We start from the raw sequence: 20,970 nt of genomic DNA, 5'->3' as shown, positions 1-20,970 counted from the left end.
GGTTTTTCTCTTTACACCCTCTTTATATTTCTCCCAGAGGAAGAAAATAGAAGGCATATACATGATTTTTTAGATCAATAAAGTACGGATATCTTTAAGCAGCTTGGTCAGCTTGTTGGTGAAACGAGCAGCATCTGCACCATTGATCACACGGTGATCGTAGGACAATGAAAGCGGCAGCATCAAGCGTGGATCAAAGCCTTCACCATTCCAGACCGGTTGCATGGTTGCAGGTGAAATACCCAGAATTGCCACTTGCGGCCAGTTCACCAATGGCGTAAATGCCGTACCGCCGATTGAACCCAAGCTAGTGATAGTGAAGTTCGCACCTTGCAGATCTTTCGGCGACAATTTCTTGTCACGCGCTTTTTGACCCAAGGTTCCTAGCTCAGTGGCAATCTGTTTAATTGACTTCTGATCTGGATGACGCAGCACAGGCACGGTCAAACCATCTGGCGTTGCGACCGCGATACCCATATGGATCTCGTTACGTAGCAAGACTGACTTACCATCATCGGCCAAGTGACCAGCAAACTCACGCTCTTCTTTTAACAAGTGCGCAACTGCTTTGATGATGAACGCCATAATGGTCAGGCTCAGGCCTTCTTTCTTGAAATTGCCTTTCAGTTCATTACGCCATGCTTCCAGTTCCGTAATATCTGCTGCATCAAACTGGGTCACTTGCGGAATGAAATTATTCAGCGACAATTGTGGAATAGATACTTGTTGCAAACGCGTCAAGGCTTTCTCTTCCACACCACCAAAAGCGCTAAAGTCTGGCAGTTTTGGCAGACCTGCGACTTGAGCAGCAGCGGCTACAGGAGCCGCCTGTGGCGTAGTAAGACGCGTTTTGACATACGCTTTCAGATCTTCTTTCATGACGCGCGCGTGTGGGCCAGATGCTTTGACGTCTGCCAGCACAACGCCCAGTTCACGTGCCAGTTTACGCACAGCAGGACCAGCATAGACTTTCGAGTTAGCGACATTCTGCTCTTTGGTCAGCTTATCGGCATTATCCGACGCCGCGACTGTTTGAGTAGAAGATGCAGCAGGTGCCGGTGCTGCTTTTGCAGCAGGCGCTTTCGGCGCTTCTGCTTTGGCTGCAACAGGTGCAGCAGCTGCTTGCGCTTCAGCTTCAATTGTCATCAGTGCAATGCCTTGAGAGACATTTTGACCCAGTTCCACATGAATGGCTTTAATCACGCCGGCTGTAGTGCTTGGCACTTCAACAGTCGCTTTATCTGATTCCACCACGATGATGCTCTGGTCTTTTTCAACCGTATCACCGACCTGAACCAGAATTTCAGCCACAGCCGCATTGTCTACGCCTAGATCAGGCACCTTCACTTCAACATCACCTGCAGGTGCTGCTGGCGTTTGTGGCGCTTCAACTGCTTTCTCTTGGGTTGCCGCTTGAGCAACTGGTGCTTGAGGTGCTTCTGTCTGTACTTGTGCTGCCGAAACAGCCGTTTTCACTTTCAGAATGACCACACCTTCTTTGATCGTGTCGCCTTCTTTAATCTGGATGGATTCCACCGTACCTGAAACCGTACTTGGCACTTCAACAGTCGCCTTGTCTGATTCCACCACTACGATACTTTGATCTACCTCGATTTCATCACCGACAGCGACCAGGATTTCCCCTACAGTAGCTTTTTCTACACCAATATCGGGGATTTGTACATCAACCACCTGTGAGCTCGCTTGAGCCTCAGGAGCAGCAGAAGCTTTAGGCTGATGTGAAGCCAGTTCCTGCATGATTTCCTGATCCGGCAATGAAGTCGGAGTATTTTCTGAAGTTTTTTGTGAGGCATCTGCTTGCTGTGGCTCGACCACATCGGCGCTACCGTCTTCAGCTTGCAGTTCAATCAGTACCGCGCCTTCAGCGACTTCATCACCCTGGCTGACCAGAATGCTTTTTACCACGCCTGCTGAAGTGCTAGGCACTTCAACAGAGGCTTTATCAGATTCAAGCAATACAATGCTGTCATCAATCGCGATCGTATCACCGACTTTGACCAGAATTTCGGCCACTGTTGCCTTATCTACACCAATATCAGGAGTCGTAATTTGCATGCTTAGTTCTCCTCTTTGTAGTCAGCAACAGCATGTACAGATGGGGTTTCTTGAGGTGCCCAAGCCACTGGACGATCTGTATCAAGCTCGAAAGTCGAGATCGCATCTTTTACCAGGCGCGCATCAACTTCACCTTCATCTGCCAGTTTTTTCAGGGTTGCCACCACAATATGGGCAGCATCAACACCGAAGTAACTACGCAAGTTGCCACGTGTATCTGAACGGCCATAACCGTCAGTACCCAATGCTACGAATGGACGGCCATCTGGAAGATAAGCACGGATCTGTTCGCTATAAGCACGCATATGATCAGTTGCAGACACCACGATACCTTTAGTACCACGGAGCTGTTTCGATACCCATGCTTCTTTCACATCTTCAGCCAGCGGATGCAAGCGGTTGTATTCTTCACATGCCATACCATCACGTGCCAGTTCATTGAAGCTGGTTACGCTGTAGACATTTGAATGAATTTGATATTCCTCACGCAGAATCTTCGCCGCCTTGATCACTTCACGCAGGATCACACCTGAACCCAATAACTGAACAGTAGCTTTTTCATCTTCTTCCAGTAAGTACATACCACGTTTGATGCCTTCTTCAACACCTTTTGGCATTTCCGGATGCTCGTAGTTTTCGTTCATCACAGTCAGGTAGTAGAACACACGTTCCTGGTTCACATACATACGTTGTAAACCATCATGCACGATCACTGCTAGTTCATAACCGAAACATGGGTCATAAGAGACACAGTTTGGAATGGTATTGGCCAAGATGTGTGAATGACCATCCTGATGCTGTAAGCCTTCACCGTTCAGTGTAGTACGACCCGCAGTTGCACCCAGCAAGAAACCTTGTGCCTGTGCATCGCCTGCTGCCCATGCAATATCACCAATACGCTGGAAACCAAACATCGAGTAGTACATGTACATCGGAATCATTGGCAGATTATTGGTTGAATAACTGGTCGCCAACGCTGCCCATGCACTCATCGCACCGGCTTCGTTAATCCCTTCCTGCAACATGTGGCCGTCTTTGGCTTCACGGTAATGCATTAGCTGTTCTTGGTCTTCCGGGGTATATTTTTGGCCATGCGCGGCATAAATACCGAGCTGACGGAACATCCCTTCCAGACCGAAAGTACGTGCTTCATCTGGCACGATTGGAACAACGCGGTCTTTAATCGCTTTCTCTTTAAGAAGTGCAGAGATTAAACGTACCATCACCATCGTGGTCGATTGTTCTTTACCATTTGAACCAGCCAAGACCGAATCAAATACTGAAAGTCCAGGAATCGCCAGCTGTTCGCTTTCTTTACGACGTGCAGGCAGGTAGCCACCTAGCGCTTCACGACGTGCCTTCATATATTTCAATTCAGGTGAATTTTCGCTTGGACGGTAGAATGGTACTTCTTCCAGCTGTTCATCGGTGAAAGGAAGATTGAATCGGTCACGCACATATTTCAAAGAATTGATTTGCATCTTCTTGATTTGGTGAGTTTTGTTGACTGCTTCGATTTCCTCGGACAAACCATAACCTTTCACGGTTTTCGCCAGAATCACGGTCGGCTGACCTTTGGCCGTACATGCTTCGGCATAAGCAGCAAAAACTTTGTACGGGTCATGACCACCGCGGTTCAGATTATCAATATCTTCATCGCTTAAATCTTTCACCAGCTCTTTGGCTTCTGGATATTTACCGAAGAACTTTTCACGCGCGTAAGCACCACCTTTTACCTGGTAACGCTGGAAATCGCCATCGACTGCTTCTTCCATCACTGCTTTCAGTGCACCGGATTTATCTTTATCCAGTAGTGGATCCCAATGACGGCCCCACACAACTTTAATCACACGCCAGCCTGCGCCGCGGAATAGTGACTCAAGTTCCTGAATGATCTTGCCATTACCACGTACCGGACCATCCAGACGTTGCAAGTTACAGTTCACCACCCAGATCAGGTTATCGAGCTTTTCGCGACCTGCCAGAGAAATTGCACCCAGGCTTTCCGGCTCGTCCATCTCGCCATCGCCCAAATACGCCCAAACCTTACGATCTTCTTCTTTGATCAGGCCACGGTTCATCAGGTACTTTTGAATATGTGCCTGATAAATCGACATGATTGGTCCAAGACCCATCGATACGGTTGGGAACTGCCAGTAGTCCGGCATCAAATAAGGGTGCGGATAAGATGGCAAACCTTTACCGCCCACTTCACGACGGAAATTATTCAAATGCTCTTCTGTCAAACGACCTTCTAAAAATGAACGCGCGTAAATACCAGGTGCACAGTGACCCTGGTAATAGATCATGTCGCCGCCGAAGCTATCGCTATTGGCGCGGAAGAAGTGGTTAAAGCCCACATCATAAAGGGTTGCGGAAGAAGCAAAACTCGCCAGGTGACCACCGAGATCATCACCGGTTTTATTCGCGCGTAAGACCATTGCCAAGGCATTCCAACGGATCAGCGCGCGAATACGACGCTCCATGTCCTGGTCGCCCGGCATGGCAGGTTGTTCTTCAACAGAAATCGTATTTAAGTAGGGAGTATTTAAACGCTGAATAGGAACATGCTTTGCAATTGCGCGTTGATAAAGTTTTTCTAACAAAAATGCTGCACGCTCAGTGCCCATGTGCTGCAAAACAGAGTCAAATGCATCTTGCCATTCTTGGGTTTCTTGCGCGTCTGTATCGCCATAAAACGCCATAATCTACAGTTCCTAAAAGCCTAATCTAATGTCTTATATGTACCATATTTAAGACCTCTGCAGGTATGGCCTTAGCTGAATGCGATTTAGCAGTACTATTTAGGAACTAAATGATGGGTGACGTATAATTACACTACATAACAAAAAATAGTCAATAAAGGCGATTTATTATACAATCATTATAATAGTTGGTGATAATATGAGACTTAAAAGTGATAAAACAAAAAGCCCTTCAAGTTGACTTGAAGAGCCTGCAGTTTAAACGCTTTAAAATGCTTATTGGAGGTTTTTATGTATAGAGATGCTTCTTGTTATTCAGGTCTATACTTAAGGTAACATGGCCAAATAAGTAGATGGGTTTTTACGTTGACCATCTTTTACTACTTCATAATGCAAGTGTGGACCGGTACAGCGACCAGTACAGCCAACGTTAGCAATATGATCACCTGCTTGTACCTGCTCTCCCACACGTGCAATAAGACGTGAAGCATGAGCATAGCGCGTTAAATAGCCATTACCATGATTGATTTCAACGTATTGACCATAACCTGTGCCCCAACCTGATTTGGTCACAATCCCTGGACCTGTTGCATAGATTGGTGTACCACTTGGCGCTGCAAGATCAAGGCCTGAATGATTTTCAGCACGGCCACCCATAGTACGGCCACCGTAATTTGAACTTACGCGAGAATTAGGTAAAGGATGAGAAATTAGCCAAGAATAAGCACTGTTTGCTGCCGCTTTATTGGATGAAGTATTGGCATACTTCTGAGCAAGCGTTCGATTGTTCAGTTCAACTGGTTTCTCACGAAGTTGAACATTCAATTTAGTCTGTGCTGGAATATCGATATCATCTGGATGAGTATATGCACCCTGTGCCAGAGTACGCGTCAATTGCTCGATACGATCTGTTGAACCATTTTCTTGATTTAGATTGACTAAATCTGCGAACGCAACCGAAGCCGCTGAAACTGATAAAGAAAATGCCAACAAAATACGTCGCATATGCATAAAAAACCTCTCTAAACTGCTTTAATCGAGTTCCTTGAAGATCTCTATCCTTGATATCCACTAAAAGAAGCGCATAAGATTAAGACATAAATATGTAGGAATTATGTATGTCGGAACCTGTCAACGTTTTTCAACAAACAAGAAAACAGATAAAAACAGGAAACTTTTCGTTTCTCTCATCACAAGTCGCTGCCTGGCAGAAACTTACGAAACTCGTACAACCGCTATTGCCCCAACCGGAACGCTGGCAAGTTGTCTGCTATCAAAATGGTGTGTTAACGATTACTGGTGAAAATCAGGCCATGATCAGTCAATTGGCCTATCTTCAAAAGCAATACATTTCACAACTCTCTCAAATAAATGAATTAACAGATCTCACTAAACTTCAAGTTTGCCTGCGGAATCCTTCGCAAACGCCACCTGTTTCAGCAACACCTGAAAGAGCCTTAAATGCAGAAACACAGGAATTACTTCGTAGTGCTGCTGACTTTATAAGCGACCCTAAGCTTAGCCAAGCTTTACTACGTTTGGCAAGCAATAAAAAGTAACATCGCAATCAAATGTAATAAATTAAAAAGCAAACATTATGTGATGTGTGTCACAGTATTAAAGCAATAACAAAAACATAAAGACACAAACACAATGACTTATGTCACATTCACATACATGATTGGACAATTAGCTTCGTCATCAAATGTTACAATTTCATAGCAGCTTGGATCACTTTTCACATTGCGTAAAAGTTGATTATTCAAGGCATGTCCAGATTTGTAACCATCAAATTTGGCAATAATCTGATGTCCGAGCAGGTATAAATCACCCACGGCATCCAGAATTTTATGACGTACAAATTCGTCCGAGAAACGTAAACCTTCTTCATTAACGACCCCAGTTTCATCCACACCAATGGCATTTTCCAGACTGGCACCCAGCGCCAGGTTATTGGCTTTGAGATAATCCAGATCTTTCATAAAACCAAAGGTACGCGCTTCACTGACTTCATAAACGAAGGTTTCAGTAGAAAAATCGATACTGGCAGACTGATGTTCTTTTTTAAAGGCAGGATGATCAAAATCAATGGTGAAGTTCAGCTGAAAGCCCTCATGTGGGCTAAAAATGGCACGTTTGTCATCAATCAGTGCTTCAACCGGTTTAATAATCTTGACGAATTTTTTAGCAGCATCCAGCTCTTGCAAACCGCCCTGCATCAACAGGTAAATAAACGGACCTGCACTGCCGTCCATAATCGGGACTTCAGAAGCCGATACTTCAATAATTAGGTTATCAATGCCCAGACCAGCGATCGCACTCATGACATGTTCAATGGTGCCTACTTTGGCATTTTCCTGAACGAGGTTCGAGCACATAAAGGCTTCCTGAATCAGCATGGCATCAGCTAGAATGTCCACTGGTGGGTTCAGGTCTATACGACGAAACACAATTCCCCCATCGGCATGGTGCGGCACAAAGTTAATCATGACTTTCTGCCCACTGTGAAGACCGATTCCGCTCGCTTTCACGACACGTTTCAGGGTACGTTGTTTCAACATGCTTTTATCATCTGTTCATCTATAAAACCGCTATACGTTAGCATATTTGGCCATTGATAAAAAACAAAAAGGTGGCTTAAAAGCCACCTTTCCTGTCTAATCCATCTAAACACATGATGTTACATGTTATTTACGCTGTTGATTCTTAAGATAATCCTGAATGCTCATTGGCGTTGGGCGCGGGCTAGAAACCGAAGCCGCCGCTGGATTCGCTGCTGCCCCTGTTTCATGCTGCTGACGCTGAATTGCCGGTACATCATCATCTTCCACCACAGCCTGTGCAACTGCTGCTGGACGAGTTGCCTGTACATTAGTACGTTTGGTCGGTTCAACTGAATCCGCTGCATGACGGGTTAGACCTGTTGCAATCACAGTCACGCTGATTTCATCACGCGCATCCGGATCAAAAACGGTACCGTAGAACACCTGACCTTCATCTAAATCAACAATCTGGTTCACAACATCGGTAATTTCTTCAATTTCACCGAAAGTCACATCATCACCACCGGTCACATTGATCAGAATACCTTTGGCATTCATGATAGTCACGTTATCGAGTAATGGACTACGGATCGCCTGCTCAGCAGCCTGACGTGCACGGTTCTCACCACGACCCAGACCGACACCCATCATGGCATAACCACGAGTGCTCATGGCTGTTTTCAAATCGGCGAAATCAAGGTTGATATGGCCAGGACGAACCACCAAATCAAAAATACTGCGTACTGCATTCAACAATACATCATCCGCTTTTTTATAGGCATCTTTCATTGAAATATCACGGAAGACTTTCAATAGACGCTGGTTTGGAATGATGATTAATGAGTCTACATGCTGCTCTAGCGCTTCAATCCCTTTTTCAGCAGACTGTAGACGGCGTTTGCCTTCAAAGTTAAATGGCGTGGTCACGACACCAACGGTCAGAATACCCATTTCTTTCGCAATTTCAGCAACCACTGGCGCTGCACCGGTACCGGTACCACCGCCCATACCCGCAGTTACAAAGACCATATCGGTCCCTTCAAGCTGTTGGCGAATCAGTTCACGGCTTTCTTCTGCTGCGGTCTGGCCGACTTGCGGATTTGCACCTGCACCCAGACCACGGGTACTTTGCTCGCCCAGCTGAATTTTAAATTCGGCTTCCATGCGATCCAATGCCTGTTTGTCCGTATTGGCACAAACAAATTTTACGCCCTGGATATCGGACTGCAACATATGTTGTACCGCATTACCACCCGCACCACCTACACCAAATACAGTGAAACGGGCTTGACCATTGCTATCGCTATGATCGTCTTCGAAAAATTCAAATGAGGCCATGACCTATAAAATTCCTAATTCATAATTGGCAGTCACTAAGCCCGTATACTGCCTTAATCTTAATAAAATTGTTTTTAAGAATGCTGCTCATGCGTTCACTTGTCAAGTACAAGCCCGATTAACTACATCTTCCCAACAATAATCACAATAAAAATCGACTTAAAAGATTGATTTCAAGGTGTCATTAAAGCCAAATAAGGCTCTTTTGACCCGTTTAGCCAAGGACAACCGTTCTACATCATCCTGTTCCACAATCGTATCTTGGGTATCACTCTGGCTAAACATCAGCAAACCTGCCACAGTGCTATATTGCGAGCGACGTAAAGCAGCCTGATGTTGCTCATCTGCATACACCTGCGTCGGCGGATTACCTAAATGCGCCGAGACTCCCATGGTACGGCGAACAAAGCTCACCATGCCTTCGATATGACTAGCATCACCGGTTAATACCACACCATGATACAAGCCCTGGATGGCACCATTTTTCACTAATTCATCACGTACCAGACCCAGAATTTCTTCATACCGTGCCATGATAATTTCAGTCAGCTCGATCCGGCTGATGGTTTGTGGCCCGTCAATTCCTTGGAACTGAATCATATGGTCCGGCTTGACCACTTTCAGGTCGACACAGCCATACAGCAATTTCAGACGTTCAGCTTCTTCGGTCGTGGTTTGCAATACTGCTGCAATATCACGGGTCACATGTTCACCGCCACGCTGGAAGGTATGGGTTAAGGCCAGACGGCCATCCACATACACCGCCACATTGGTCGTGCCAGCACCGATATCCACTAGACACACGCCATATTCTTTTTCGTCTTTGAGCAGGCTGGCTTCAGCGGTGGCCAGACTCGACACCACCATTTTTTCTACGCCGATATTGGCCCCCTTCAGGGCGCGATCAATATTCTGCATGGTACTAATCGGCAGCATCATCAGATGATAATGCCCGGTCATGCTATGTGCCGACATACGAATCGGGTTTAGCACCCATTCCGGTGAATCATCCAGCTCAAAACCTAGAGGCACAGCACTGACCAGATAATGATCTGAAGTCAAATGACTGGCTTTGGCCAATTCCAGTGCACGCACCACTTCACTGGTGGTAATCGCATGTTCGCTATTGTCGATCGAGGTGCGACCTGAAGCATAAAAGCTTTTTAATTCGGCACTTGGAATAGAGACCCAGGCAGAATGTACACGACATTCCGCCATATCTTCTGCTTCTTGAACGGCATTTTTAATTGCAGTAATAACTTTATCGAGACTGACAATTTTCCCTTTACTCATGCCTCGGTTACGAGCGGTTGCCATACCAATCACTTGGATATTGTCTGGCGCGTGTACCTTGCCAATCAAAACTGAAACTTTGTGTGTCCCAATGTCAATCGCTACAACCGAGGGAACAGCTTCACTCATTATTCACTACTACCATTACGTGTTTGTTAGATTTATGGCTTTAAATGCCTCTATTTTTTAAAGCCGGTCATTATGGCTTTACTGTTACATTATTCTCAACGCCCGTGTCATCAATGGTTACAATAAAATGTCCATTTACAATTTTAGGCGGAATTGAATTTTTCCACTGGATCGACAATCCATTGCGATAACGCAGGTCGATGGCCGAAATTTTAGACCAGACTGGCTTTAAATCGCTCTGAGACAGATGGCTCAGGCGTTGTAATTTGCTCATGGTCTGATCTTTATCCACAATTATTCTTAAACCCGAATCAAACTGCATAAACCAGGTCATTCGCTCGGTGAGATATAATTCTTTTAGACGAATGCCTTGTGGCAAAAATAATTGATTAATTTCATTATAACGACGCATCATGGTTTCTGCATGGCTCGCCGGCCCATGTAGTAACGGTAATGCCTGATAATTCTTGGGTGTGACTTCCGTGAAAATCACACCACTGTCACTCAATAAACGTCCCGTTCCCCAACGCGCAATCGCATGATGCGGCATCACCCGCACCCGAATGCCATTTGGCCAGGCTCGGGACACCACGACCCGATCTACCCAGGACAATTCCAGGGTACGATCACGGATCGCTTCCAAATCCGAAGTAAAATAGTTTTCGGTCACAATCGGTGACACATACTGCATGACCTGACGCTGTTCAGCAACCGAGCGCGTACCCACGACACCCAGCTCTGCCACGTCACTATTGGTCATGACTTTATATAAGCCCAATATTCCAAAGGCCAGCACCAGTAGCGCAATACACAACAATAACCAGCCACCAAAATTGGTCAGCTTTTCTTTGCGTGTTGGCGGCTTGTCGTGAATTGAAGTAATCGCAGCACGTTTACGGCGCATGGAAACAGGAAGTTGAGCCATATTTAGTGTGCCGAACCAGTCAAGGTCTGTTCCAGTATCGCCACACACAGCTCATCAAAACTGTAACCGACTGCAGCTGCCGCCTTTGGCACCAGTGAATGACTGGTCATTCCCGGCACGGTATTCACTTCAAGCAACCAGAAGTTGCCCTGTTCATCCTGCATGGCATCAATCCGGCCCCAACCGCTGGCACCGACTGCCTGGAATGCGCGCAAACTCAAGGCTTTTAACTGCTGCTCTTCAGCTTCACTTAAACCACATGGAATGCCATATTGCACATCATTACGCTGATATTTCGCTTCATAATCGTAGAAGGCAACATCTTGAGGCGGTTCAAGACGAATCACCGGTAGCGCCTGACCATTTAAAACCACAATGGTGTATTCACGGCCGGTAATCCATTTTTCTGCCATCACCACGGCATCATGTTCAGTTGCCTTGGTAATCGCTTCGGCAAAGTCTTCAATTTTCTCGACCTTGCTCATGCCGATACTGGAACCTTCATGCACCGGCTTGATAATCAAAGGCAAGCCTAAAGCATTAACAATGTCGGTCGCATCAGAATCTTTGGTGACAATACGATACGGCGCTGTCGGTAATTCCGAACCCTGCCAGACCTGCTTGGTCTTGACCTTGTCCATGCCGATCGCAGAACCTTGTACACCGGTACCGGTATACGGCACGTTTAACCATTCCAGTGCGCCCTGAATTTGGCCGTCTTCCCCGCCACGTCCATGCAATACAATGAACGCACGATCATAATTCACCAATTCTGTGACACTACGCTCCTGCGGATCAAACGCTTCCGCATTGACCCCTGAACGCACTAATGCCTCAAGTACCGCCGTACCACTGTCTAGAGAAACCTCACGCTCTGCAGATTTACCACCAAGCAACACGGCAACTTTTCCGAATTTTGAAGCATTTGACACGTTTATATCCTTAAACTTTTTTCAATCTGGTCAATTCAATTCAGTCACACAAGATGACTATTTTATATATAAGTGATTTTGTGCAAGTTCGACTGAGATTGCTCCAACATTACCTGCGCCCTGGGTTAATAACAAGTCATTTGCTTGCAATACTTTTCTCATGATCTGATTCAGGTTGCCGTCCGCCGCATCGACCAGAATCGGCTCGACTTCACCACGTAGACGAATGCTGCGGGCCAAAGTGCGACTGTCCGCCCCGACAATCGGTTTTTCACCGGCAGGATAAACATCCAGCAACAATAACTGGTCTACAGTAGAAAGTACTTCCACAAAATCATCGAAACAGTCACGGGTACGGCTATAACGGTGTGGCTGGAACATCATTACCAGACGACGGTCCGGATGACTCTGACGCGCAGCTTTAATCGTCGCTTCGACTTCTTTTGGATGATGACCATAGTCATCCACCAGTTTCACGTCACCGCCCTCAATCGCAAACTCACCCTGAACCTCAAAGCGACGCCCCACACCACTGAAACCTTCCAGTGCACGGCAGATTGAAGCATCAGACACGCCTTCATCGGTCGCTATACCAATCGCGGCCAAGGCATTCAGCACATTATGCAAACCTGGCTGATTCACGGTTACACGCAATGGCTCACGCTCTTTACGCAATACGGTAAAGTGGGTTTGCATGCCATCCTGATCAACATCTACTGCGCGGATGTCATTGTCCTCATTGAAGCCATAAGTCAGTAACGGACGTGCAATCCGCGGCATGATTTCACGGATATTGGCATCATCACCACACACTACGGCCAAGCCGTAAAATGGCAATTTTTGCAGGAACTGGATAAAAGTATCTTTCAGGACATCGAAGCTACCGCCATAGGTATCCATATGATCGGCATCAATATTGGTCACCACAGCAGCCATCGGTTCCAGGTGCAGGAAAGAAGCATCTGACTCATCGGCTTCGGCCACGATATAACGGCTGGCGCCCAAGGCTGCGTTCATACCGGTACGGTTCAGCAAACCACCGATCACATAGGTTGGATCCATATTTTCTTCAGCCAGCATACAGGTGATCAGGCTGGTGGTCGTGGTCTTGCCATGCGTACCGGCAACGGCAATACCATGACGGTAACGCATCAGTTCACCCAGCATTTCCGCACGGCGAACCACAGGAATACGGTTTTCAATCGCGGTTTTAATTTCCGGATTTTCTTTATCAATCGCGGTAGAGACCACGATCACGTTGGCGCCCTTAATATTATTTGCAGTATGTCCGATATAGACTTTAATGCCATTCGCTTCCAGCTGTGCGGTGGTATTGGATGCCTTAATATCTGAACCGGAAACTTTATAGCCCTGGTTTTTCAGCACTTCCGCAATACCACACATGCCTGCACCACCGATCCCCACAAAATGAATGTGTTTGATACGGCGCATTTCCGGCACTTTAATTAACTTTTTCGCTTGTTCAGCTGGGGTTGTTGGAGACATAGTTTACTCGGATTACAATTCTTGAATTAAACGGACCACATGTTGAGTCGCATCGGGTTGAGCCTGTCGGCGTGCTTTCACGGCCATTTCCATTAACAGTTGGCGATTCAGCATCGGCTCTAATAATGTTTTTAAACTTTCCGGGGTCATCGTGGCCTGCGGGCAAATCTTTGCCGCATTGATATTGGCCAGGAAACCGGCATTGGCCGTCTGGTGATCATCCACTGCACTTGGAAGCGGCACAAAAATCGCAGCTACGCCAGCAGTGGCAATTTCAGTGACGGTCAAAGCTCCGGCACGGCAAATCACCAGATCGGCATCAGAATAGGCTTTGGCCATATCTTCAATAAAGGGCTGTACTTCAACTTGTAGACTGGCCGGTGCATTTTCATAGCGTGCCCGGGTCGCTTCGGCATGGTTTTGCCCACACTGATGATAGACGCTTAATGGCACATTGAGTTGCTTTAAAGCTTCTGGAACCCGTTCATTTAAGGCTTGCGCCCCCAAAGACCCACCAACGATCAGAATACGTAAGGGTAGTCCTGCCTTGTCACGCTCCTGATAACGCCAGGACGGATTTAAAATTTCGCTAATTTCTTGTCGTACCGGATTACCTGTAGTCACGACTTTTTCTTGGGCCGGAAAAGTATTTGGAAAAGCCTGGCACACCGTCTTTGCCACACGCGACAATTGGGTATTGGTAAAACCGGCAACTGCATTCTGTTCATGGATCAGCACCGGAATGCCTAAAATACGCGCAGCCAGACCACCCGGCCCTGCCACATAACCGCCAAAGCCTGCCACGGCATCGACCTTGAGCTGTTTCATGAATTTCATGGCACTGAAGGTGGCTTTCATGATTTTAAAAGGAGCCAAGGCCTTACGTAGAAAACCGTTGCCACGCACGCCCTGAATATCAATCTGATAAATGGGAATATTCTGGTTTTTTAATAGACGGTTTTCCATGCCTGCGGGCGTGGCCAACCATGAAACCTGTATACCTTGTTGTTGTAAATCTTTGGCAACAGCTAACGCTGGAAACACATGTCCACCTGTACCTGCGGCCATCATCATGACATGTTTAGGCTGTTTTTGCTGAGCGTCGGTCACGGTCTAATTCTTCAATTCAAAAAATGGAGCAGGAAATCTGATTTAAGTAATCAATTGTAATCACAAACCTCAGGCCATGAAAGTTTATTTACTTTATTTCAACAAGGCTTTAATTGTTTTTTTCACGCAAATTCCAAGTTTAGACTCGTTTTATTTATAAGGTCTGCACTTTTCCTTCGACTTAAGTGACATATCATAGCAATTTTAAATGATTTTCTCATTATATTATCAATAACCTTGCCACGGACAAGGCTTTATTTAGAACCCTTTACAGCTCACTCCCGGTCAATCCATATCCTATCATCGACTAATGAGCTTAGGCTTAAATCCTATCAATTTTATAAAACTTTCATGTTATTCATATCTATATATGAATGATGCTTGATGTACAAGCAGATGCTTTAAATGGACTCAGTTCGGATAAATGTCAAAAATATCATGTCATGATGTATGGATTATCTTGGCCGGTTATCTGGCTGCGATCCATGTCGGCAAACTTTCGGCCGTGATTCCTGTATTGCAGCAGGATTTAAACCTGAGTTTTACCCAGGCTGGTTTTTCATTAGCGTTGGTGCAGGCTGCCGGAATGCTGTTTGCGCTATGCATTGGCGCCTTCTCGGAAAAAATGGGATTAAAGCGCTGCCTGATCATGGCCTTAATCATTTTAGGGCTGAGCAGTCTTGCCGGGCTCTGGATTACGCAGCCTGCCACTTTATATGTATTGCGCTTTATGGAAGGAATCGGGTTTTTAACCATTTCCTTGTGTGCGCCAGCAATTTTAAAACGTACCAGCCGCGCTGAGACACTGAATTTCAAGATGGGACTCTGGAGTTCCTATATGGGCATCGGTGTCAGTCTGGCCGTATTGACGATTCCTCTCCTGCTTGAATATCTGGACTGGCAAATGATCTGGGCCATTTTGGGCTGCCTGTGCCTTGTCATTGCTGGCATGATTAAACAATATTTAAATATTGAACCTGTCCTGGTAACACAGCCAGACTCTTCTCAGCCAGCTACGGAAAACACCTCATTCTGGCAGATTGTTCAAATTACCCTGACCCATCCTCCCATTATCTGTCTGGCGATTATTTTTGCCTGTTATACCAGTCAATGGATTACTGTCACGGGCTTCCTGCCTACGCTGTATGTCGAACAGGGGCTGGACTTAAAACGCGCAGGGATGCTGGTCTCGATAGTCGTGCTGGCCAATCTGGGGGGCACTTTTGGCGCAGGCATGTTGCTGCAACAGGGTTATAGACCGCCCACCTTATTGAGTACCGGATTTGTAGCAATGCTCTGCAGCAGTTGCTTGGTATTTGCTGCAAATTCCTGGCTCTCATTTGAATTGCAGGTTGTCAGTGCCGTGCTGTTTTCACTGATTGGCGGGATGATCCCAACCACTGTTTTTGCGATTACCCTGCACTATGCACCACGTGCCTATGCAGCAGCAGCCAGTGTGGGTGTGGTTTTACAAATTTCAGCCTGCGCACAGTTTTTTATACTGACCCTGAGCGCTGCGCTGATATCTGCCACTCAATACTGGGCCAATCTTGCCATTATCACCGTCTGCCTTTCGATGCTGGGTATGGTAATGACGGCATTTTTATTTAAGCGCTATCCCCAATGAAAAAATAAAAAAGAGCCTGCAAGCAGACTCTTTTTTCACCTGATTTTGCTTTTAAACCTGATTGGCCTGCCCCGCTTCCAGCACGGCAAACAGATCATCTGCAATCGAGGTGCCAAACTGGGTGTCAATTTCACGGATACAGGTTGGACTGGTTACATTAATTTCAGTAACATAATTTCCGATCACATCCAGCCCTACAAAGACCAGACCTTTTTCTCTGAGATACGGCCCTACTTTTGCTGCAATGGCTTTGTCATTTTCAGTCAGGGGGCGTGCCTCACCTAGGCCACCCGCGGCCAGATTACCACGCACTTCACCATTTTGTGGAATACGGGCCAGACAATACGGCACTGGCTCACCATTAATCATCAGGATGCGTTTATCGCCTTCGACAATTTCCGGAATATAACGCTGCGCCATAATCGGCTGGGTACCATTATTGGTCAGCATTTCAATGGTTGAACCGATGTTGATGCCATCCTGATACAGGCGGAAAATCCCGGTGCCGCCCATACCATCTAGAGGTTTTACAATCACATCGACCTGTTCTTTGAGAAATTCACGGATCAGGCTTTGCTGCGAAGTCACCAAGGTCGGAACTTGCAGATGCGGGAACTGGGTCGCGAACAGTTTTTCATTACAGTCACGCAGGCTTTGCGGTTTGTTGATGATCCATGCCCCTTCGCGCTCTGCCTGCTCCAGAATATAAGTGGTATAGACGAAGTTCATATCAAAAGGCGGATCTTTACGCATCAAGACAACGTCATAAGCAGCGATCGACTCTTTTTGTTTTTCGCCAAGTTCATAATAATGGTCGTAGTCTTCAAATACCTGTAGCGGCGCGATCAGACCAAAGGCCTTGCCCTGATCGACATATAAATCTTGCTGCAATGCATAACCGAGTTCATGCCCGCGACGTGCTGCTGCCCACAGCATGGCCATGGTCGAGTCTTTCTTCAGGTTTACATTTTCAATGGGATCCATCACAACAAGTACGCGCATGTGTCTCTGCTCTTTTTCAAAAAATGACTTGGCAAGGAGTATAGCTTGTGTGGATTCTTTTGTTTATGGTGATTTTGCATGACTTATTTTGTATAGGTTTTTAGATAGATGCTCAGGCAATTTGAGCTCAAGGGAGGTATGCCATGCAACAGGCCATTATCGGTTTTCACCTGGATGAGGAACAGCATTGGGTTGCAGAACTGGCCTGCGGACATGGCCAGCATGTGCGGCATACCCCGCCCTGGCAAAATCGCCCATGGGTGATGACCGAGCAAGGACGTAAAGAAAAACTCGGGATGCTGCTAGACTGTAGAAAATGCGAAAAGTGCGAAACTGAAACCTGAACCTATGAAAAAAGTAGTATGTAGGTGACCTAAAAAATAATCTTGTCCAGAATTTGCTAATTTGAGTTACTGCGTTTATGCTTTTATTGCTCAAACATGCAGCGCATTTTTTCAGGGTGTACTTTTGCTCATACGGCTCGTCAAACAGATCTGGTTGGTGATGCTTGTGGTTTTTGCCATAGGCTGGAGCAGTGTGTCTGTCGCATCTGCAAACACCATGCATCTGGTTATGCCGTCTGAAAAAACGAATCCTCATTGTCTGGAAATGACAAAACCCTCTGCTTCTCACTCGCTGCATAAGACTGATCATCATCAAGATCAGGAACTGATTCAGCCGGACTGTGTCAGTGACAGCACCCAGCAGTCATCAGATTGTCTGGATTGTGGCACTATGGCCTGCCAGAACTTGGTCACCAGCCTGCCCATTACAACGCCCGAGTTAAGCGTGCCTGATCACGGTTATCCGGAAAAAACCCTCCTCCCTGCTTACCATGCCCAGCACCTTGCCGGTTACTGGCAAGAAATCCTGCGCCCACCCAAAGCTTGATCCTGAATTTTTAAATTTTTTTATTCATTAAGGATTAAGTTATGTTGCTTAAAATCAGTCAAAGCCTGTGTCTGGGCTTCGGTCTCATCTCGTCGTCTGCCTTGTTTGCAGCCGTAAAGAATATCATCTGGTCATTGATGAAAGCCCGATCAATCTCACCGGAAAGACGGTCAAGCGTATCACTGTAAACGGAAAATTCCCTGCACCCTTGCTGGAATTTGAAGAAGGTGATGATGCAGTCATTCATGTACAAAACAACCTGAACAATCAGGATACCTCGCTGCACTGGCATGGCCTCCTCCTGCCCGGGCTGATGGATGGTGTCCCCGGATTTAACGGTTTTCAGGGGGTCAAACCGAAACAGTCTTTTACTTATCGCTTCAAGGTTCGTCAAAACGGCACCTATTGGTATCACGCACATTCCAAAGGTCAGGAACAGGACGGCCTCTATGGCGCATTGGTGATTCGCCCCAAAGCACAGACATTACTACCTCCACATGAACAAACCGAGCGGGATTATGTGGTGATGCTGTCAGATTTTCACGAACAAAGCGGCCAGCAGATTCAGAACAATTTAAAAAAATCGGCCGAATATTATCAGAACCAGCGTGAAACCTTGGGCGATGTACTCCAGCAGGTGAAACGTGATGGCCTGAAGGTCACCTGGTCAGACCGCAAGATGTGGAACCAGATGCGTATGCTGAAAACCGACCTATCTGATGTTACCGGTTATACCTTTCTGGTCAATGGAAAAACGCCGCAACAAAACTGGAGTGGCCAGTTCCAGCCCAATGAAAAAGTCCGCCTGCGTTTCATCAATGCTTCTGCCATGTCGTTTTTCGATGTGCGTATTCCCCAGCTGAAAATGACCGTGGTCAGTGCCGATGGACAACCGGTGCAGCCGGTCAATGTAGATGAATTCCGTATCGGAACCGCTGAAACCTATGATGTGATTGTGGAACCCACTGCAGCGCATTACCAGATTGAAGCGGAATCGATCGACCGCTCAGGCTTTGCCATTGGCAGTCTGCATCAGGCAACTGATTCAAGTAAAGCCCCGGCTCCGGTTCAATTACCAACACCGCGCCCTCGTGCCTTATTGACCATGGAAGATATGGGACATGGCGAACAACATGACATGTCACATGACACACACAGCAGTCAGACCATGCAGACTGCCACAAGTGAACATGATCAACATGCCCAGCACGACATGCATACAAGTCATAGTGACATGTCCGGAACCAATCAGCCTGTTCAGGGCTGGGCCAATATGTCTACGCCTGCAGGGCACAAAGCCTTGCAATATCAAGACCTCAAAGCCCTGACACCGCAACCTGATACCCGCGCAGCAGAACGTGAACTGGTGATTCGTCTGGGTGGAACCATGGAGCGCTACATCTGGACCATGAATGGTAAAAAATTCAGTGATGCCGAGCCACTTCAAGTGAAATATGGCGAGCGGATCCGGCTGAAATTTATCAATGACAGCATGATGGCCCATCCGATGCATTTGCATGGCATGTTTATGCAGCTGGAAAATGGTCAGTCTGCTGCAAATATGCCAAATAAACATACCGTGATTGTGCCGCCCGGGAAAACGGTCACGACCTTGCTCACAGCAGACGAACTGGGAGAATGGGCGATTCACTGCCATCTGCTCTATCACATGAGTGCCGGCATGATGAACAAGCTGATTGTGGCACAGGTTGATGAAGATCAAGCATCTCACCCTTCTTCACAAAAAATGCCGTCAAAGCCAGCAGCTGCTCAAGGAGAAAGCCATGCACATCACTAATCTTTTGGTAAAGTCAGTGCTCAGCAGTGCGCTTACCCTAAGCAGTCTGAGTATTTTTGCGGCAGCTTCTAGCGAGCATACGGGTCATAATGAACATCAGCATCATAGCGGATATCATGCCATGCAAAACATGGCTGATGACCACGCACAGCATACTGAAACAGCAGATGCCGTTTCTCATCAACCGCCACCAAAGTTATTGCATCAACAGCAGGCGCTGAACACACCACAAAATTCAGTCAGTTCTGCCAGCGAACATGATCATCGTAAAGAACATGGCGCACAGATTTATAGCCAGATTATTCTGGACCAGAAATGGCAGCATAGTTCAGAGGGAAATGGAGCATTCAAGTCCAAGAACCAGGCCAGAGTCGGCACGGATGAAAATAAAATTTTCCTCAAGCTAGAAGCCGACAAACATGAATCCCGTCAGGCCGAATATGATGCCAAAGTGTTGTATAGCCGAAATATTTCTGATTTCTGGGATGTGCAGACCGGGGTGCGCTATCGACAGGAAAATTTAGCCGAGCCTTCTATAAACCAGCAGAACGAGCGCTTCGATGCAGTATTTGGGCTACATGGCCTGGCTCCCTACTTTTTCAAAACGGATGCTCATGTCTATGTTGGTGAAGATGACTTTGTCGGATTAAAACTGAAAACAGAGCGTGACCTGTTACTGACTCAGAAACTGATTATGCAACCCTTTGTCGAACTGGATGTCATCCTGAATGATCAGGCAGCTAATGCGAAAAAAACCGGCCTTAGTCATGCCACCTTGAGCCTGGAAACACGCTATGAACTGAGCAAAAAGCTCATGCCTTATTTGGAAGTGGGTTATGAATATAGTAAAGGCAACCAACAGACGGCCTGGCAGCAAAGTTCAGATTCAGAAAAAGGCTGGATCTATTCGGCAGGTCTGAAAATGATGTTCTAAATTTTTGATACAGAAAATTATGCAGCTACGGGATATGAAGCTCCATTCATGTCCCGTAGCGCTATGGCACTATACATTTGGCTGAGGAAGATTTTTTAATCCTATGAACTGTACATGCAATGCTTTTCTGTACTTTCCCGCTCATTAAGACACTTATTATT

At 46.5% G+C, this 20,970-nt stretch carries 16 protein-coding genes and 1 pseudogene; 6 read left to right on the top strand and 11 right to left on the bottom strand.

Annotated elements, in window-relative coordinates; translation table 11 throughout:
- Positions 1-69: 69 nt before the first annotated feature.
- From Q9R24_RS08190 to Q9R24_RS08180, 3 genes are all read right to left on the bottom strand, one after another.
- Entirely contained in the window at positions 70-2,076 is a 2,007-nt protein-coding gene (locus Q9R24_RS08190) for a 2-oxo acid dehydrogenase subunit E2 (protein ID WP_311204017.1), read from the bottom strand.
- 2 nt (positions 2,077-2,078) lie between these two features.
- Positions 2,079-4,781: a pyruvate dehydrogenase (acetyl-transferring), homodimeric type gene (gene aceE / locus Q9R24_RS08185; protein ID WP_311204016.1), complete on the bottom strand. Its 2,703-nt coding sequence runs from the start codon at positions 4,779-4,781 to the stop codon at positions 2,079-2,081.
- Between the two features lie 327 nt (positions 4,782-5,108).
- The gene (locus Q9R24_RS08180; RefSeq protein WP_005245719.1) at positions 5,109-5,792 is read right to left on the bottom strand and encodes a M23 family metallopeptidase; all 684 of its coding nucleotides are present in this window, start codon (positions 5,790-5,792) and stop codon (positions 5,109-5,111) included.
- 107 nt (positions 5,793-5,899) lie between these two features.
- Between Q9R24_RS08180 and Q9R24_RS08175 the strand changes: the two genes are divergently transcribed.
- Positions 5,900-6,340 (top strand): DciA family protein, encoded by a 441-nt coding sequence (locus Q9R24_RS08175; protein WP_004729162.1) that lies wholly within the window; start codon positions 5,900-5,902, stop codon positions 6,338-6,340.
- Between the two features lie 99 nt (positions 6,341-6,439).
- Here Q9R24_RS08175 and lpxC read toward each other — a convergent pair whose 3' ends face one another.
- From lpxC to murG, 7 genes are all read right to left on the bottom strand, one after another.
- Positions 6,440-7,342, bottom strand: coding sequence for a UDP-3-O-acyl-N-acetylglucosamine deacetylase (gene lpxC / locus Q9R24_RS08170; RefSeq protein WP_311204015.1), 903 nt, complete (start codon positions 7,340-7,342; stop codon positions 6,440-6,442).
- 126 nt (positions 7,343-7,468) lie between these two features.
- The gene (gene ftsZ, locus Q9R24_RS08165; protein WP_005108152.1) at positions 7,469-8,662 is read right to left on the bottom strand and encodes a cell division protein FtsZ; all 1,194 of its coding nucleotides are present in this window, start codon (positions 8,660-8,662) and stop codon (positions 7,469-7,471) included.
- Positions 8,663-8,821: 159 nt separating this feature from the next.
- Complete coding sequence (gene ftsA / locus Q9R24_RS08160) at positions 8,822-10,084, bottom strand: cell division protein FtsA (RefSeq protein WP_004647239.1); 1,263 nt, start codon at positions 10,082-10,084, stop codon at positions 8,822-8,824.
- Positions 10,085-10,154: 70 nt separating this feature from the next.
- Positions 10,155-11,009 (bottom strand): cell division protein FtsQ/DivIB, encoded by an 855-nt coding sequence (locus Q9R24_RS08155; protein ID WP_155861661.1) that lies wholly within the window; start codon positions 11,007-11,009, stop codon positions 10,155-10,157.
- Positions 11,010-11,011: 2 nt separating this feature from the next.
- Positions 11,012-11,941: a D-alanine--D-alanine ligase gene (locus Q9R24_RS08150; RefSeq protein ID WP_004729157.1), complete on the bottom strand. Its 930-nt coding sequence runs from the start codon at positions 11,939-11,941 to the stop codon at positions 11,012-11,014.
- Positions 11,942-11,998: 57 nt separating this feature from the next.
- Positions 11,999-13,447, bottom strand: a complete 1,449-nt coding sequence (murC, locus tag Q9R24_RS08145; protein ID WP_005245710.1) for a UDP-N-acetylmuramate--L-alanine ligase — start codon at positions 13,445-13,447, stop codon at positions 11,999-12,001.
- 12 nt (positions 13,448-13,459) lie between these two features.
- Complete coding sequence (murG, locus tag Q9R24_RS08140) at positions 13,460-14,557, bottom strand: undecaprenyldiphospho-muramoylpentapeptide beta-N-acetylglucosaminyltransferase (RefSeq protein ID WP_311204014.1); 1,098 nt, start codon at positions 14,555-14,557, stop codon at positions 13,460-13,462.
- A 424-nt stretch (positions 14,558-14,981) separates the two neighbouring features.
- Between murG and Q9R24_RS08135 the strand changes: the two genes are divergently transcribed.
- Entirely contained in the window at positions 14,982-16,184 is a 1,203-nt protein-coding gene (locus Q9R24_RS08135; RefSeq protein ID WP_311204013.1) for an MFS transporter, read from the top strand.
- 51 nt (positions 16,185-16,235) lie between these two features.
- On the opposite strand, the gene gshB is transcribed toward Q9R24_RS08135, so the two are convergent.
- Positions 16,236-17,186, bottom strand: a complete 951-nt coding sequence (gshB, locus tag Q9R24_RS08130; protein WP_311204012.1) for a glutathione synthase — start codon at positions 17,184-17,186, stop codon at positions 16,236-16,238.
- Between the two features lie 143 nt (positions 17,187-17,329).
- Between gshB and Q9R24_RS08125 the strand changes: the two genes are divergently transcribed.
- The 4 genes and pseudogenes from Q9R24_RS08125 to Q9R24_RS08110 all read left to right on the top strand — a co-directional run bounded on the left by Q9R24_RS08125 (position 17,330) and on the right by Q9R24_RS08110 (position 20,809).
- Positions 17,330-17,530, top strand: coding sequence for a DUF3565 domain-containing protein (locus Q9R24_RS08125; RefSeq protein WP_005250311.1), 201 nt, complete (start codon positions 17,330-17,332; stop codon positions 17,528-17,530).
- A 124-nt stretch (positions 17,531-17,654) separates the two neighbouring features.
- Entirely contained in the window at positions 17,655-18,077 is a 423-nt protein-coding gene (locus tag Q9R24_RS08120; protein WP_005267669.1) for a hypothetical protein, read from the top strand.
- Between the two features lie 41 nt (positions 18,078-18,118).
- Positions 18,119-19,875 (top strand): annotated as a pseudogene (locus tag Q9R24_RS08115) (copper resistance system multicopper oxidase).
- The gene (locus tag Q9R24_RS08110; RefSeq protein WP_311204011.1) at positions 19,862-20,809 is read left to right on the top strand and encodes a copper resistance protein B; all 948 of its coding nucleotides are present in this window, start codon (positions 19,862-19,864) and stop codon (positions 20,807-20,809) included. The pseudogene Q9R24_RS08115 and the gene Q9R24_RS08110 overlap by 14 nt, the downstream one beginning before the upstream one ends.
- Positions 20,810-20,970: the final 161 nt, after the last annotated feature.

Origin of the sequence: Acinetobacter sp. RRD8, from assembly GCF_031844225.1 — a bacterium.
GTDB lineage: Bacteria > Pseudomonadota > Gammaproteobacteria > Pseudomonadales > Moraxellaceae > Acinetobacter.
Note: the sequence above shows the minus strand (reverse complement) of the source record. Positions and strands in the feature narration are given on the sequence as shown.